We start from the raw sequence: 15,373 nt of genomic DNA on the forward strand, positions 1-15,373 counted from the left end.
CTTCAGTCCGCCGGCGGCGTCGAGGTCACGGATGATTTCGCGGCGCCGCGAAGCCATTTCCGGATCGAGCGCATCGGCGCGGTCCGCCAAAGTGCGAGCAGCAACAGGAAGAGCGCGGCCCATGGCAGGATCGCCGCACCGACGACGAGGAGGAAGGACAGCATCACACTGCCGCTACGGATCAGCATGTTCAGCGCGTCGCTGAACGGATTGCCATAACCGATGCCGGGCAAGCCGCCGGTACCGATATAGTCGAATTGCATCGGCGTCGTTGCGAGCATCGCCTCTCCGGCGCGGCGGGTATCGCGCTCGCCATCGAGCTGTCTCCGCATCGCCGAAATTTGTTGCTGGAGTTCGGTGCGCTCGCGGTCGCCGAGACCGCCTTGCCTCAGCCGCGCCTCCAGCCGGGCGATTTCGGCACCGATATCGGCGCTGCGGCGTTGCGAGTCGCTGATCTGCGTGCCGACGTCCTCGCCGCTGATCCGCGCCTCGGCGAGTACGCCTTCGGCCTTTTCGACGCTCGAAAGCGCGTCGCGCCCGAACTTGCGCGCGATCGCGGGGTCGAGCTTGAACAGCAATTGCGCCTCGACCTCATTCTCGCGGACGAGGCGATAGGTCATGCCGGTGATCCGGCAACGCGTCGTGCCGAGCGCCTCGCACGCCGCGGCATGTTCCTCCTGCACCTTGGCGATGCGATTGTCGTCGAGACGGAAAGCATAGGCATAGTTGAACGCGACCCCGGGCGCCGCGGTGACGTTGATATTGGGGCTACTCACGGCGGACGGGGCGGGAATGGCCCGGGTCGAGACCGCTTCGGAGGCGTCGACCGGTGCCATGTCATAAGCGGGGGCCTCTCTGACCGCTTCGGCGGGTTTTTCCGAACAGCCGACCAGGGCGAGCGCCATCGCGCCCGCTAAGAGCTTGGTTTTCATGAAGTCTCTCCCAATATGCGACTCGGGTCGCATGTAATGTCATATCATAATTGATTGAGTAGACAATATGGATCAGGCGAGCTTGACGAAGCTGTCGAGGACCCGTTTGCTGCCCGCCTGGTCGAATTCGACTTCGAGCTTGTTGCCATCGATATCGATGATTTCGCCGTAACCGAACTTCTCATGAAAAACGCGGATCCCGATCGCGAGGTCGGCGCGCGGTTTGGCGCCAACCGATGCTGCGGGGCCTTTCTCGCTGGGGGCGGGCGCACGCGTGACGGTCGACGACGAGGCGAGCGCGCGCTGCCAGGCGGGGCCGCGCGTCATCGTGCGCGCAGACTGGCGTTCGGCAACGTGGGCGAAGGGGTCGCCCTGCGCCGACCAGTTGGCGCGCCACAAGCTCTGGCCGCCGCCGAAACTATTCTCGCTGTCGACATGCTCGGGTGGGATTTCGCCGATGAAGCGGCTGGGGATGCTGCTCATCCACTGGCCATAGATGCGCCGGTTCGCGGCGTGATAGATGCTCGCGCGCTGGCGGGCGCGGGTGATGGCGACATAGGCGAGGCGGCGTTCCTCTTCGAGACTGGCGGTGCCGCCCTCGTCCATCGAACGCTGCGACGGAAACACGCCGTCCTCCCAGCCGGCGAGGAAGACATGATCGAATTCGAGGCCCTTCGCGGCGTGGATCGTCATGATCGTCACCGTCTCGGTCTGGTCGTCATTGTCGCGGTCCATGACGAGGCTGACATGCTCGAGAAATTCCTCGAGCGTTTCATATTCCTCCATCGCGCGGACGAGTTCGGAGAGGTTTTCGAGCCGTCCCGCAGCCTCGACGCTGCGGTCGGCCTGCAGCATCGCGGTATAGCCCGATTCGTCGAGGATGAGCTGGGTGAGTTCGGGGTGCGAGAGTTCGTTCGCCTTCGCCTGCCAACCGCGCATCTGCGCGACGAAGTTCGCGAGTTGGCGGCGCGCCTGCGGGGTCAGTTCGTCGGTTTCGGTGATCCGCGACGCGGCGTGGAACAGCGGCGCTTGCTCGGCCCGCGCGAACTGGTGGATGCGCGCGAGCGCCTTGTCGCCGAGCCCGCGCTTGGGGACGTTGACGATGCGTTCGAAAGCGAGGTCGTCGGCGCTCGACTGGACGAGGCGGAGATAGGCGAGCGCATCGCGGATTTCGGCGCGTTCGTAGAAGCGGAAGCCGCCGACGATCCGGTACGGCATGCCGATCGCGATGAAGCGATCCTCGAACTCTCGCGTCTGGAACTGCGCGCGGACGAGGATCGCGGCGCGGTCGAGCGACACGCGCTGGCGCTGCAGGCCTTCGAGCTCCTCGCCGATCCGCCGCGCTTCCTCGGGCCCGTCCCACACGCCGACGACACGCAGCTTGTCGCCGGGATCGAGCTCGGTCCAGAGCGTCTTGCCGAGGCGGCCGCTGTTCTGCGCGATCAGCGCCGAGGCGGCGGCAAGAATCTGCGGCGTCGAGCGGTAATTCTGTTCGAGGCGGATCACGGTCGCGCCGGGGAAATCCTTGTCGAAGCGGAGGATATTCGCGACTTCGGCGCCCCGCCAGCTGTACACTGACTGGTCGTCGTCACCGACGACACAGATATTCTTGCGTGCCTGCGCGAGCAGCCGGAGCCAGAGATATTGGCTGGCGTTGGTGTCCTGATATTCGTCGACGAGGATATATTTGAAGCGCGCCTGATATTGTTCGAGCACGTCGCGGTGCGTCTTCAATATCACAAGCATGTGGAGCAGCAGATCGCCGAAATCGCAGGCGTTGAGCGTCTTCAGCCGCGCCTGATAGAGCGCGTAGAAATGCTGGCCCTTGCCGTCGGCATAGGCCTCCTTGTCGGCGGCATCGAGGTCGGCGGGGGTCAGCCCGCGGTTCTTCCACTTGTCGATCAGCCCCGCGAGCTGGCGCGCGGGCCAGCGTTTCTCGTCGAGCCCCTCCGCCTGGATCAGCTGCTTCAAAACGCGGAGCTGGTCGTCGGTATCGAGGATGGTGAAATTGCTCTGCAGCCCGACGAGTTCGGCGTGGCGGCGGAGCATTTTCGCGGCGATGCTGTGGAAGGTGCCGAGCCAGGGCATGCCCTCGACCGCGTCGCCGATCATCCGCCCGATGCGTTCGCGCATCTCGCGCGCCGCCTTGTTGGTGAAGGTGACGGCGAGGATTTCGGACGGCCAGGCGCGCCGCGTCGCGATGATATGCGCGAGGCGCGCGGTGAGCGCGGCGGTCTTGCCCGTGCCGGCCCCCGCGAGCATTAGCACGGGGCCTTCGGTGGTCAGGACGGCTTGCCGCTGCGGGCCGTTGAGGCCCTGCAGATAGGGCGGGTCCGACGGGTCGGGGCGGGTCAGGTCAGGCGTCGAGGTGGGGGGCATGTTCACGCGCGAACGATTAGGGAACAGCGAGCAGGCTGTCCAGTGCGGTGAGGCGGTCGGAGGGCGTGGTTTCGCGGCGCTTGAGCTCATCGAGCGTCGCGCGTGCCATCGCGCTGTAGGCGGGCAGCAGGCTAGGGCTATGCGCCGCGAGCGTTTCAAGGTGACCGGCGATCGTCCGCGCATCGCCGCGCAACAGCGGGCCCGACAATCCGGCAAAACCATGCGCGAGACAGTTTTCGAGCGCGGCGCGGACGAGCGGGGCAAGCAATGCCGCCGGATCGTCGACCCCGGCGCGCTCCAGCCCGTGCGCCGCGCCGTCGATCAGCGTGACGAGATAGTTCGACGCGTGGCAGAGCGCGGCGTGATAGAGCGCGCGCCGATCCTCGGCGATTTCGACCGCGATCCCTCCAAGCGATGCGACGATCTGCCGCGCCCGTTCGATGGCGTCGCCGGCCGCCGCGGTGATCGCGAACCGCGCCCCCGCCATGCGACCGACCTCGCTTTCTGGATCACCGGTAAAGGTCATCGCCGGATGGATAGCGGCGACCATCGCGCCGGCCTTGCCGAGCGGTTCGAGCGCCGCCGCTCCGCTGCGTCCGCTGACGTGAAAGATGAAGCGGGCCGGGCGGGCCGGCAGCGCGGCCGCGATGCGGGACACGACATCGGTGAGGGCATCGTCGGCGACCGCGATCGCGATGATGTCGCATTCGGCGATCAGGCGACCGAGGTCCGGTTCCGTGACGGCGCCGACTCCCTCCGCCGCGCCGCGCGCCTTGTCGGAAGAGCGGCTCCATAGCATCGGCGGGGCGATCGCGTGCGGCTGTAGCGCAAGCGCCAGCGCCCGCGCAACGCGGCCCGCGCCGACGATTCCGGCCTGATGGAAGCGGATATCGGTCATGGGATCCGGATGTAATGCGCGAGAGGATATTTCGCCAATGGAACCTCGGCTTTGGGCCGGTAGCTGCCGTCGCCTCCGCGAAGGCAGGGGCGGCCGTCGGCGTTGCCCTGCTCTGGCAGCATTGACTGCCAGCGCCCCCCGCCTTCGCGGGGGCGACGAATTTTCCCAATGACCACTAACCTGCCAGCCATAAGGACTTTATCTCCCCATATCCCGCATCTACGGTCGCGCGATGCAGCGACGCTCGACCATGCAACTCGCCGGAATGTCTTTGGCCCTTCTGGCTCTCTCCGCCTGTGCCGGCGGCAATTATCGCCCCGTCGCCGACGCTCCCGTTCACATCGGGCCCGCCTATAGCATTCGCGGCACGACCTATGTGCCCGCCGCCGCGCCGGCCTATGACGCGCTCGGCTATGCGAGCTGGTATGGCAGCGAGTCGGGGAACCGCACCGCCAATGGCGAGAAATTCCGCCCCGGCTGGATCACCGCCGCGCATACGACGCTGCCGCTGCCGACCTATGTCGAGGTCACCGCGCTCGATAGCGGGCGGCGGATCATCGTCCGCGTCAACGACCGCGGCCCGTTCGCGCGCGGGCGGCTTATCGACCTGTCGCGCGGCGCGGCCGAACAGCTCGGCATGAAAGCACAGGGCCATGCACCGGTGCGCGTGCGCCGCGTCGAACCGTCGGAGAAGGATCGCGAACGGCTACGCAAGGGCAAGCCTGCGGCGTCGCTGACGCGGGTCCCCGAGCGCGAGTTGCTGCGTCTGCGCGCTCAGCTTGCCGCCGGGGGCAGCTGACGCTTCGCATTCCTGCTTGCGCCGGACACGGCGCGCGCCCAAAGCGTCGCCAACTTTGAAAGGGGAGGGCGTTGCCCGTGGATCTGGCACCCTATCGACAGCATCGGCGCATCCTGACCGCGAGCCTCGTCGGCACCGCGGTCGAATTTTATGATTTCTACATTTATGGCACCGCCGCCGCCCTGGTGTTCGGGCCGCTCTTCTTTCCCGAGAGTTCGGCCTCGGCGCAGCTGATGTACAGCTTCATGACCTTTGGGCTCGCCTTTTTCGCGCGGCCCGTCGGCGCGATCGTCTTCGGCCATTATGGCGACCGGATCGGGCGCAAGTCGACCCTCGTCGCGTCGCTGATGCTGATGGGGGCCTCGACCTTGCTGATCGCCTTCCTGCCGACCTATGCGATGGTTGGCTGGGTGGCGCCGCTGCTTCTCTGCATCCTGCGCTTTGGGCAGGGATTCGGCCTCGGCGGCGAATGGGGCGGCGCGGCGCTACTCGCGGTCGAGAATGCGCCAGCGGGATGGAAATCGCGCTTCGGCATGTTTCCCCAATTGGGCGCGCCGGTCGGCTTCATCGCGGCGAACGGCCTGTTCCTGCTGCTCGGCCTCGGTCTCAGCGACGCCGATTTCGCGGCATGGGGCTGGCGCATTCCGTTCCTGCTGTCGGCGGTGCTCGTCGGGCTGGGGCTGTGGGTGCGATTGAAGATCGGCGAGACGCCCGACTTCGCCAAAGCCGTCGCCAAGGAAGCGCCGGTCGCGGTGCCGCTCGGCGAGCTGTTCCGGCACCATCTGATCGCGACGCTCGCGGGGACCTTCGCGGTCGTCGCCTGTTTCGCGATCTTCTACCTGGCGACCAGTTTCGCGCTTGCGCACGGGACAGCGACGCTCGGCTATCCGAAGGAACAATTCCTGCTGATCCAGCTCGGCGCGATCCTGTTCATGGCCGTCGGGATCGTCGCTGCCGGCTATTGGAGTGACGCGTCGAGCGCGCAGCGCGTGCTGAGCTGGGGTTGCGGCGCGACGATCCTGATCGGCTTCCTGTTCGGGCCGTCGCTGGCGTCGGAAAGTTGGCCGCTGATCTTCCTCGGCCTCGCCGCCGCGCTGTTCGTGATGGGGCTGGTTTATGGTCCGCTCGGGAGCTGGCTGACCGGGCTGTTTCCGGTGCGGGTGCGCTATACGGGGGCGTCGGTGGCGTTCAATGCCGGCGGTATTTTGGGCGGCGCGATGGCGCCGATCATCGCGCAGGCATTGGCCGAACGCGGCGGGACCGAAACCGTGGGCTATTATCTGGCGCTCGCCGGGATCGTGAGCTGGCTCGGCCTGCTGATGGTGCGGCGAATCACACCGCCTGCCTGAGCAGCGTTAGCTTCGCCTTGCCGACCCTGCGCGTCGCATCGATTTCGAAGCCCGCGACATCGACAGCTTCCTTGTCGGCTGTCTCGATCGAGATCCAGCTATCAGGGCCGATCCAGCCGAGGCGGTTCAGCTTGTCGAGCGCGACGCTGCCCGCGCCGGTCGCATAGGGCGCGTCGAGCAACAGCAGATCATAGGTGCGGCGTGCCGGCCCCAATGCGAGAACCGATCCCGCACGAATATCGGCGCGCGCCGCTGCCCCGAATGTGGCCAGATTCCGGCGCAGCGCGTCGAGCGCGTCGCGATCCTGCTCGGCGAACAGGCATTGCTCGGCGCCGCGCGACAGCGCCTCGATCCCGAGCGCCCCCGATCCCGCGAACAGATCGGCGACATAGAGTCCTTCAAAGCTGCCGAGACGGCTCGCGAGCATCGAGAAGAGCGTTTCGCGCGTGCGATCGGCGGTGGGGCGGGTGGCGTCATTCTTCGGCGCGAGCAGCTTGCGCCCGCGCCATTCGCCGGAGATGACGCGCATCAGCCGAGACGCCGGCGGAATTTGAACAGTTCGTCGCGCGGCACGACATCGACCGCGCCCATGTCGAGCCCGGCGAGGGTGAACTCGCCGTAGCGCGTCCGGATCAAGCGGCTGACCTGCAATCCGAAATGTTCGAGCACCTTGCGGACTTCGCGATTCTTGCCCTCGGTCAGGGTCATTTCGACCCACTGGTTGCGGCCCGTGCGGCGTTCGAGATTGGCGTCGATCCGGCCGTAGCGGACGCCGTCGATCTCGATCCCCATCGCCAGCTCCTCGAGCTGCGCCTGGCTGATGTCGCCGAAGGCGCGCGCGCGGTAGGTGCGCTCGACTCCACTCGCGGGCAGTTCGAGCTGGCGCTTGAATTCGCCGTCGTTGGTGAGGAGCAGCAACCCTTCGGTATTATAGTCGAGGCGGCCGACGGGCATCAGGCGCGGCAGCCCCTTGGGCAAGAGGTCGTAGATCGTCTTGCGCCCCTTGGGGTCGCGCGCGGCGGTGAGGCAGCCGGCGGGCTTGTGGAAGCGATAGAGACGCGTCGATACGGGCTTCGCGACCGGATTGCCGTCGACCGTCAGGCCGTCGAGCGACGACAGGAGCGGCGCGGGCTGGGCGATCACCTCGCCGTTCAGCGCGATCCGTCCTTCGTCGATCATCCGCTCGACGTCGCGGCGCGAGCCGACGCCGGCGCGCGCGAGCAGCTTGGCGATGCGCTGCGGCCCGTCCTCACGCTCTTCGGCGGGCCTGGTTTTGAGCGCCGAGGCGGCGCCGCGCGCGGCGCGGCGGCCTTTCGGGGCGTCGCGGCCTGCGGGGGGGCGGTCTGCGGCGGGGCGAGGGGACGAGCGGGGCGGGCGGCGGGTCGTCATCGGAACGGATGCGGCTTTCTTGTCGTTTTCAGGGGAGAGTGTTGCGTCGTGATCACGCTCATAGCCGGAAAAGACCCGCTTCGTCGATGGCAAGCAGAAGCGATCTTGCGGGACGGCGCGGAGCGAGTCATGGCGACGTCAAAGGGAGTAACTATGCTGTTCGCGTCCCGCCCGACCTGCATCAAGCGGCTGCTGATCATCGAGGATGATCCGCTGACCGCTTTCGACAATGAGCACACGCTGAAACACGGCGGGTATCAGGTTGTCGCAACGGTCGATTCGGGCGAGGCGGCGGTGGCGGTGATGGCGGCCGAACCGGTCGACGCGGTCGTGCTCGACCTCGGGCTCGCTGGCAACATGACCGGGCGTGAGGTCGCAAGGCTGGCGCGCGACCGCGGGATCGCGGTGCTGCTGGTGACCGGACAATGCCCCGCCGACGCAAGCGAGATCGCGCTCGCCTGCCTCGGCAAGCCGCACAGTGCGTCCGCGCTCGTCGCGGCGCTGAAGGCGCTCGAAATGATGATCTGCAAGAATGAGGCGCCCCGCAAGGTGAGCGGGCTGACAACCTTTTGGCGACCCGAAGCCGCGTGAGCGCGACCAGCCGATAAATCACCGCTTCCAATTTGGGATCAAGCCTCTAGGCCTTGGTTGACGGGCATGCGGCGGCTCTGCCGCATCGGGGAGGTGCAGGTTTTGCAGCAAGATATTTCGACGCCGCCGCCGCAAAGCTGGTGGCATAGCATCCGGCCCTATCTCGAACGGGCCCCGCTGGCGGCGCTGTTGCTCGGCATTTCGTCGGGCTTCCCCTTTGCGATGATCGGCGCGACCCTGACGACGCGGCTTGCGCAAGACGGGTTCGAGAAATCGTCGATCACCGCCTTTTCGCTGGCCTTCCTCGTTTACAACCTCAAGCCTCTGTGGGCGTGGGTCGTCGATGCGGTGCGTCTGCCGGTCATAGGTCGCCTCGGCCAGCGCGTGTCATGGCTGGTGCTGGCCGCGGCGCTTGTCATATCGGCCGTCGCGAATCTGGCGATGGTCGATCCGCAGCAGGTCGGTCAGTCGCCCGTCGGGCAGTTCATGCAATGGTTCGGGCTGGGCCATGAGGGCGAGCTTGCGGCGCTGTTCGAGATGGCGGTCGGTGCTATCCTCGTCGGCCTTGCCGGCGCGACCTTCGACATCGTGATCGATGCCTACCGGATCGAGATATTGAAACCCGAACAGCTCGGGGTGGGATCGGGCATGTCGCAATATGGCTGGCGCCTGGGCTCAACCGCGGCCGGCGGGTTGGCGCTCGTCCTCGCGGCGCGTTATGGGTGGGAAGCGGCCTATTTCGCCTGCGCCATGTTCGCGCTACCGGCGGTGATCGCCGCCTTCTGGGTCGGCGAACCCGAACGCCACCGCGAGGCGATAACGCGCGAAGGACGGCCGGGCATCGTCGCCGGGATCGTCGGTCCCTTCACCGAATTCTTCAGCCGCCATGGCGCATGGCTGGCGCTGTTGTTCATCCTTTTGCACAAGATCGGCGACACGCTCGCCAACCTGACCTTGCGCCTGCTGCTCGACGATCTCGGGTTCAGCAACGACGAGATCGCCATCTATGACGTCGGCATCGGCTTCTGGGCCTATTTTATCGGCATCTTCATCGGCGGCATTCTCTACGCCCGGATGGGGATGAAAAAGTCGGTCTTGCTGAGCCTCGTGCTGATGGCTGTCAGCAACTTCAGCTTCGCCTTGCTGGCAGCGGCGGGGCACAGCAATTGGGGGCTGGCCGCGACGATCGGTTTTGAAAATATCGCCAGCGGCATCGGCGGCGTCGTCGTCGTCGCCTATTTCTCGGCGCTGTGCGACCTGCGCTTCACCGCGGCGCATTATGCGCTGATCAGCTCGGCGGCGAGCATCGTCGGCCGTTTCCTCACCGGGACGACCGCGGGCGCGATGATGGAGGAGTTCGGCAATGTGAACTTCTACCTCTTCACCGTCGCCGCCGCACTGCCGGGCATATTGCTGTTCTGGATCATGATGCGCAAAGGGCTGGTCGACCTGTCGGTCGGCACCGCGGGAACCGTGCGGGCATAGGAGCCGCGAGCCATAAAAGCCCCGTCGCCCCCGCCTTCGCGGGGGCGACGGCTAAGACCGTGTTTCAGGTCGGCCATTCGCCGTTGAGGTCGAGCACCACCCCCGCGAGATAGAGCGAGCCGCAGATCAACACGTCCGCAGCCGCGCGATGATCGGCGATGAAGCGCAGCGCGGCGGTCACATCGTCGCACGGCTGCGCATCGACGATGCCAAGACCGGACTGCACCCGGTGGCACAGCTCCTTCGGATCGTGGTGTTCGTGACCGGGGATCGGCACCGCCTGGAACGAGGCGATGCGGTCCGCGAATGGCCGCAGGAAACCGAGCGCGTCCTTGTTGCGCAGCAGACCGCAGACGATGTGGAGCGGGGCGTGCCCCTCGAGTGCCTTCGCCAACGCGATGCCCGCGTCGGGATTGTGACCGCCGTCCAGCCAGAGCTGCCGGCCTTGCGGCAGAAGCCCGGTCAGCGGTCCCACACCGAGCCGCTGCATCCGGCCCGGCCAGAAGGCATTTGCGACGCCTTCTGCGATCTCGGCATCGCTCGGTCGCGGATCGGGAGCGAGGCGCAGCATCGCGATCGCTAGCCCGGCGTTGCGCATCTGGTGCGCGCCCGCCATGCGCGGGTGCAGCAACGGCGCGACCGAGCCCAGTTTCGAGGTCCAGCGAAAGGCGTCATCTTCTTGCTGGATTGTCCAGCCGTCGCCTTCGGGAAAGAGCGTGGCGCCGACATCGGCGACCTTGGCGGCGACGGTGTCGCGCACATGCGGCGGATAGGCGAGCGTCGCGACGGGGCTCTCGGGCTTGATGATCCCGGCTTTTTCCCACGCGATCCGCATTGCCGGATCGTCGGGCGTCCCGGCTTCGGGCGCGAGGAGGAAGGCTTCGTGATCGATGCCGAGCGAGGCGATGCCGGCGACCGCGGGGGGCGGGATGATATTCGTGGCATCGAGGCGGCCGCCGAGCCCGACTTCGATGATGCAATCGTCGGCGGGGATGCGCGCGAAGGCGAGGAAGGCGGCGGCGGTGGTGACTTCGAAAAAGCTCGCCTGCAAATCCGCGGCTTCGTCGAGCACCTCTTCGAGGAGTGCGGCGAGCAGCGCGTCGTCGATCAGCTTGCCCGCGAGGCGGATGCGTTCGTTGAAGCGAACGAGGTGCGGGCTGGTATAGGCATGGACGCGGCGCCCCTGCGCTTCGAGGATCGCGCGGAGATAGGCGCAGGTCGACCCCTTGCCGTTGGTGCCCGCGACGTGGAAGGTGCGCGGGAGCAGGAGCTGCGGATTGCCGAGGCGCGCGCAGAGCTCGGCGATGCGTTCGAGCCCGAGAATGTCGCGCCCCGGCGACAGCGCGGCGAGGCGATCGAGCTGGGTCTGCACGGCGGGGTCGGAGCTGTGGGCGTGGTCGGGCATGGCTGTAGCTCGATTAGAGGAAAGCAGCCTCCCAATCATCCGTCATGCCGGGCTTGACCCGGCACCCGCCTTACCCTTCAAAAAAGGCAGGCCCCGGATCAAGTCCGGGGTGACGAGAAAGAGAGGTCGCGTTCCGTTGCGACGGTCCGTTCAGGCCGCCTTCTCAGGCGCCAGATAGCCGATCAGGCGGCCCAGCGTTTCGGGCAATTCCTTGCGATGAACGACCATGTCGATCATCCCGTGGTCGAGCAAATATTCGGCGCGCTGGAACCCCTCGGGCAGTTTTTCGCGGATCGTATTCTCGATGACGCGCTGGCCCGCGAAGCCGATCAGCGCCTTGGGCTCGCTGATCTGGATGTCGCCGAGCATCGCATAGCTGGCGGTGACGCCGCCGGTCGTCGGGTCGGTGAGCAGCACCACATAAGGAAGGCCGGCACGGCGCAGGCGCGCGAGCGCAACCGTGGCGCGCGGCATCTGCATCAGCGACAGCGTGCCTTCCTGCATGCGCGCGCCGCCCGCGGCGGTGATCGCGATATAGGGGACGCCGCGCCGGATCGCGTCCTCGACCCCCGCGACGAACGCCTCGCCGACGGCAACGCCCATCGATCCGCCCATGAAGGCGAAATCCTGCACGCCGATCACCGCGCCCTGGCCCGAGATACGGCCGAACGCGTTCTGATAGGCATCGCGGTCGCCGGTCTGCGCGCGCGCCGCCTTGATGCGGTCGACATATTTCTTGGTGTCGCGGAACTTCAGCGGATCCTCGGGCGCCGCGGGGGCGGCGATCATTTCGTGGATGCCGCCGTCGAAGAGCTGCGCGAAACGTTCCTTGGTGCCGATGCGGTCGTGATGGTCGCAGCGCGGGCAGACGTTCAGATTGTCCTGCCATTCCTTGACAAACACCATCTGCTGGCACTGGCGGCATTTGTGCCAGAGATTGTCGGCGGTGTCGCGCTTGGCCCCGAAGGGCAGCGCGTTGCGGACGCGGTCGAGCCAGCTCATGCGGCGATCTCCTTGGCGCTATGGATAGCATCGGCGAGGGTGCGGGTGAAAGCCTCGACATGCGGCGCCGCGGCGTCGCCATGTTCGGCAATGATGTCGATGAACGCCGATCCGACGACGACGCCGTCGGCGACGCGCGCAATCTGTGCGGCCTGTTCGGGGGTGCGGACGCCGAAGCCGACCGCGACGGGAAGGTCGGTCGCGGCTTTCAGACGCGCGACGGCGTCCGCGATGCTCGCCTGCGCGGCCTGCTGCTGGCCGGTGATGCCCGCAACCGAGACATAATAGAGGAAGCCGCTGGCGCCGTTCAGCACGTCGGGCAGGCGCGCGGCGTCGGTCGTCGGGGTCGCGAGGCGGATCAGGTCGACCCCCGCGGCGCGGAGCGCGGGACCGAGTTCGGCGTCCTCTTCGGACGGAATGTCGACGCAGATCACGCCATCGACGCCAGCCTTCGAACATTCGGCGGCGAACCATTCGGGACCGCGGATCGTCATCGGATTGGCATAGCCCATCAGGACCAGCGGCGTGCCGGGATGGCGCTGGCGAAAGGCGGCGGCGATGCCGAACAGGTCGGCGGTCGTCGTGCCCTTGGCGAGACTGCGCAGGTTCGCGGCCTGGATCGCGGGGCCATCGGCCATCGGATCGGTGAAGGGCATGCCGAGCTCGATCACATCGGCACCCCCCGCGACCAGCGCGTCGAGGTTCGCGGCGGTGTCGCCGTCGCCGCCGGTGATGAAGGCGACGAGCGCGGGGCGCGGCTTGGCGAAGGTGGCGGCGAAGCGGGTCATAGCTTCACCCCCAGCGCATCGGCGACGGTGAAGATGTCCTTGTCGCCGCGGCCCGAGCAGTTGACGATGATGATCTTGTCCTTGCCCAGCGTCGGCGCGATGCGTTCGGCGGCGGCGATCGCGTGGGCGCTTTCGAGCGCGGGGATGATGCCTTCGAGCCTGGTCAGCTTCTGGAAGCTGGCGAGCGCCTCGGCGTCGGTGACGGGCTCATAACGGACGCGGCCGATTTCGTGGAGCCAGCTGTGCTCGGGCCCGATACCGGGGTAATCGAGGCCCGCTGAGATGCTGTGCGCCTCGGTGATCTGGCCATCCTCGTCCTGGAGCAGATAGGTCTTGTTGCCGTGGAGAATGCCGGGGCGGCCGCCCGCGAGGCTCGCGGCATGTTTCTTGTCGAGGCCCTCGCCCGCGGCTTCGACGCCGACGATCTCAACGCCCTCGTCGTCGAGGAAGGGGTGGAACAGCCCGATCGCGTTCGATCCGCCGCCGACCGGAGCGATCAGCATGTCGGGGAGGCGGCCTTCGGCTTCGAGGATCTGCGCGCGCGCCTCGTCGCCGATCACCGACTGGAAATCGCGGACGAGTTCGGGATAGGGATGCGGGCCCGCGACGGTGCCGATGATGTAGAAAGTGTCGTGGACGTTCGCGACCCAATGGCGCAGCGCCTCGTTCATCGCATCCTTCAGCGTCTTCGCGCCGCTTTCGACCGCGACGACTTCGGCGCCGAGCAGCTTCATACGGAACACGTTGGGCTGCTGCCGCGCGACGTCGACCGCGCCCATGAAGATCGTGCAGGGCAGGCCGAAGAGCGCGGCGACGGTCGCGGTCGCGACGCCGTGTTGGCCGGCACCCGTCTCGGCGATGATCTTCGTCTTGCCCATCCGTTTGGCGAGCAGGATCTGGCCGATGCAATTGTTGATCTTGTGCGCGCCGGTGTGGTTGAGGTCCTCGCGCTTGAAGTAAATCTTCGCCCCGCCGAGGTGCTCGGTCAGCCGCTGCGCGAACCACAGCGGGCTCGGGCGGCCGACATAGTTTTTGAGCAGATTGTCGAACTCGACCTTGAACGCGTTGTCCTGCTGCGCCGCGCGATAATGGCGCTCGAGGTCGAGGATCAGCGGCATCAGCGTTTCGGCGACATAGCGGCCGCCGAACTGGCCGAAATGGCCGCGCGCGTCGGGGCCGGTGCGAAGGCTGTTGGGTAAGTCGGTCATCGACCCGCCGCTTTAAGGAAAGCCGCGATCTTGTCCACATCCTTGACGCCCGGCGCGCTTTCGACCCCCGACGACACATCGACGAGCGGCGCGCTCGTCGTCGCGATCGCTTCGCCGACATTGGCGGGGTTGAGGCCCCCGGCGATGCCCCAATCCATCGTGTGGCGATGGTTTTTGAGCAGCGACCAGTCGAACCGCGTGCCCGTGCCGCCGGGCAGGGCGGCCGCGGGGGCATCGAACAGGATGCGGTCGGCGATCCCGCGATATTTCTGAATCCGCGTGAGTGTTTCGGCGTCCTTCAGTCCGACCGCCTTCCAGATTTCCGCTGGCGCGAGCCGTTTCACGACCGCAAGCCATTCGGGCGTCTCGCTGCCGTGAAACTGGATGATATCGGGCCGCACCATGCCGAGCGCATCGCCGGTCAGCTGCTGCGAGGCGTTGACGAGCAGCAGCGCGACCTTGACATGCGGCCCCGCGCGCTTGCGCAATTCGGCCGCGGTCTTGAGGTCGACGTGGCGCGGACTCGGCTCATAATGAACAAGGCCGATATGGGTCGCGCCGTGCCGGATCGCGGCATCGACCGTTTCGGGCGTCGAAAGCCCGCAGATTTTGACGAGAGGAGGCATGGCGGCTCTTTGCTCGTCAATCGGCGTCGAGGCAACCGTCGATGTGGGGCATATTGGCAGTGCCGGCCATTCTGCTAGGGTCCGCTCAAGGGGGAGAGTGCGATGTACCGAATATTGTTGGCTTTATCGTGTCTTTGTCTCGCCGCGTGCAATCCGGCCAATGCCACCGCGGAGCTTGTCGCTTCGGAAAAGGCCGTCGCCGCTTTTCACGCGTCGGCGAATGCGGGCAAGTTCGACGACATCTATTTCGGATCGGCAGATGAAATGCAGAACTCCGCGGATATCGTGGAGTTCGAGGAGTTTCTGGCGGTCGTTCAGCGCAAACTCGGCAAAGCGGGGAAATCGACCCAGCAGGGATGGCGGGTCAATTATGGAAACGGCGCGACGCTGACCGTGCTCAATATGCGAACCAAATATGCCAAGGGCGACGCGATCGAAACCTTCACTTTCAAATCGTCGTCGAAGGGACCGATGCTTGTCGGCTACAATATCCAGTCGCAAGCACTGATCATGAATTGAGGT

Annotated in this window: 15 protein-coding genes; 5 read left to right on the forward strand and 10 right to left on the reverse strand. The window is 66.4% G+C overall.

Annotation, left to right across the window (positions count from 1 at the left end):
• Positions 1 to 2: 2 nt before the first annotated feature.
• The 3 genes from VFG17_RS15690 to VFG17_RS15700 form a co-directional block, all read right to left on the reverse strand.
• A complete protein-coding gene (locus tag VFG17_RS15690; protein ID WP_325030295.1) occupies positions 3 to 932 on the reverse strand; it encodes a DUF4349 domain-containing protein in 930 nt (309 codons plus the stop codon).
• Between the two features lie 72 nt (positions 933 to 1,004).
• Positions 1,005 to 3,311, reverse strand: a complete 2,307-nt coding sequence (locus VFG17_RS15695) for an ATP-dependent helicase (RefSeq protein ID WP_325030739.1) — start codon at positions 3,309 to 3,311, stop codon at positions 1,005 to 1,007.
• 16 nt (positions 3,312 to 3,327) lie between these two features.
• On the reverse strand, positions 3,328 to 4,209 hold the full coding sequence (locus VFG17_RS15700; RefSeq protein WP_325030296.1) for a Rossmann-like and DUF2520 domain-containing protein: 882 nt from the start codon (positions 4,207 to 4,209) through the stop codon (positions 3,328 to 3,330).
• Positions 4,210 to 4,474: 265 nt separating this feature from the next.
• Between VFG17_RS15700 and VFG17_RS15705 the strand changes: the two genes are divergently transcribed.
• Positions 4,475 to 5,008, forward strand: a complete 534-nt coding sequence (locus VFG17_RS15705) for a septal ring lytic transglycosylase RlpA family protein (RefSeq protein WP_325030297.1) — start codon at positions 4,475 to 4,477, stop codon at positions 5,006 to 5,008.
• A gap of 83 nt (positions 5,009 to 5,091) precedes the next feature.
• Positions 5,092 to 6,357, forward strand: coding sequence for an MFS transporter (locus tag VFG17_RS15710; protein WP_325030740.1), 1,266 nt, complete (start codon positions 5,092 to 5,094; stop codon positions 6,355 to 6,357).
• Here the strand turns inward: VFG17_RS15710 and rsmD are convergent.
• Positions 6,341 to 6,886 carry a 16S rRNA (guanine(966)-N(2))-methyltransferase RsmD gene (gene rsmD, locus VFG17_RS15715; protein WP_325030298.1) on the reverse strand — a complete coding sequence of 182 codons (546 nt, stop codon included), beginning with the start codon at positions 6,884 to 6,886 and terminating at the stop codon, positions 6,341 to 6,343. The genes VFG17_RS15710 and rsmD overlap by 17 nt on opposite strands.
• Complete coding sequence (locus VFG17_RS15720; RefSeq protein ID WP_325030299.1) at positions 6,886 to 7,746, reverse strand: pseudouridine synthase; 861 nt, start codon at positions 7,744 to 7,746, stop codon at positions 6,886 to 6,888. Before VFG17_RS15720 ends, rsmD begins: the two co-directional genes overlap by 1 nt.
• A gap of 153 nt (positions 7,747 to 7,899) precedes the next feature.
• Here VFG17_RS15720 and VFG17_RS15725 point away from each other — a divergent pair, with 153 nt between their 5' ends.
• Positions 7,900 to 8,337 (forward strand): response regulator, encoded by a 438-nt coding sequence (locus tag VFG17_RS15725; protein ID WP_325030300.1) that lies wholly within the window; start codon positions 7,900 to 7,902, stop codon positions 8,335 to 8,337.
• A gap of 102 nt (positions 8,338 to 8,439) precedes the next feature.
• Complete coding sequence (locus VFG17_RS15730) at positions 8,440 to 9,822, forward strand: MFS transporter (RefSeq protein WP_325030301.1); 1,383 nt, start codon at positions 8,440 to 8,442, stop codon at positions 9,820 to 9,822.
• Between the two features lie 64 nt (positions 9,823 to 9,886).
• On the opposite strand, the gene VFG17_RS15735 is transcribed toward VFG17_RS15730, so the two are convergent.
• The 5 genes from VFG17_RS15735 to VFG17_RS15755 all read right to left on the reverse strand — a co-directional run bounded on the left by VFG17_RS15735 (position 9,887) and on the right by VFG17_RS15755 (position 14,851).
• Positions 9,887 to 11,227, reverse strand: coding sequence for a folylpolyglutamate synthase/dihydrofolate synthase family protein (locus VFG17_RS15735; protein WP_325030302.1), 1,341 nt, complete (start codon positions 11,225 to 11,227; stop codon positions 9,887 to 9,889).
• Positions 11,228 to 11,377: 150 nt separating this feature from the next.
• Entirely contained in the window at positions 11,378 to 12,229 is an 852-nt protein-coding gene (gene accD / locus VFG17_RS15740; protein ID WP_325030303.1) for an acetyl-CoA carboxylase, carboxyltransferase subunit beta, read from the reverse strand.
• Positions 12,226 to 13,017: a tryptophan synthase subunit alpha gene (gene trpA / locus VFG17_RS15745; protein WP_325030304.1), complete on the reverse strand. Its 792-nt coding sequence runs from the start codon at positions 13,015 to 13,017 to the stop codon at positions 12,226 to 12,228. Before trpA ends, accD begins: the two co-directional genes overlap by 4 nt.
• Complete coding sequence (gene trpB / locus VFG17_RS15750) at positions 13,014 to 14,225, reverse strand: tryptophan synthase subunit beta (RefSeq protein ID WP_325030305.1); 1,212 nt, start codon at positions 14,223 to 14,225, stop codon at positions 13,014 to 13,016. The genes trpA and trpB overlap by 4 nt, the downstream gene beginning before the upstream one ends.
• A complete protein-coding gene (locus VFG17_RS15755; protein ID WP_325030306.1) occupies positions 14,222 to 14,851 on the reverse strand; it encodes a phosphoribosylanthranilate isomerase in 630 nt (209 codons plus the stop codon). The genes trpB and VFG17_RS15755 overlap by 4 nt, the downstream gene beginning before the upstream one ends.
• A gap of 102 nt (positions 14,852 to 14,953) precedes the next feature.
• Here VFG17_RS15755 and VFG17_RS15760 point away from each other — a divergent pair, with 102 nt between their 5' ends.
• Positions 14,954 to 15,370 (forward strand): hypothetical protein, encoded by a 417-nt coding sequence (locus tag VFG17_RS15760; RefSeq protein ID WP_325030307.1) that lies wholly within the window; start codon positions 14,954 to 14,956, stop codon positions 15,368 to 15,370.
• Positions 15,371 to 15,373 lie beyond the last annotated feature (3 nt).

Source organism: Sphingopyxis sp., from assembly GCF_035686825.1.
In the GTDB taxonomy this organism is placed as follows: Bacteria; Pseudomonadota; Alphaproteobacteria; order Sphingomonadales; family Sphingomonadaceae; genus Sphingopyxis.